The organism is Streptomyces sp. URMC 126 (assembly GCF_051386555.1).
Lineage (GTDB): Bacteria > Actinomycetota > Actinomycetes > Streptomycetales > Streptomycetaceae > Streptomyces.
Genome location: NZ_JBPQTX010001275.1, coordinates 1 through 241 on the forward strand (window position 1 = coordinate 1; position 241 = coordinate 241).

Sequence of the window (241 nt, forward strand, 5' to 3'; positions counted from 1 at the left end):
GTCCCAGCTGGTCGGCCGGCCGTGCCACAGCCGTAGGTGACCCCCGACGAAGACGGCCGCGATCTGGTCCCGGTTGCCGCGGCGCACCAGCTCCCACGGCAGGTCCCAGGAGAGCGCCAGCTCCGGGGTGTCGATGTCCACGAGGAGGAAGTCGGCCGCCGTGCCCGGGGCGACGGTACCGGTGAGGGCGCCCAGGCCGACGGCGTCCGCACCGCCCCGGGTGGCGTGCTCCAGCCAGGTC

General features: G+C 75.5%; 1 protein-coding gene. It reads right to left on the reverse strand.

Going from position 1 to position 241, the window contains the following annotated elements; genetic code table 11:
- Window positions 1-241 (reverse strand): amidohydrolase family protein (locus ACSNOK_RS35950; RefSeq protein WP_436784852.1); only part of this gene is annotated, 241 nt, incomplete at both ends.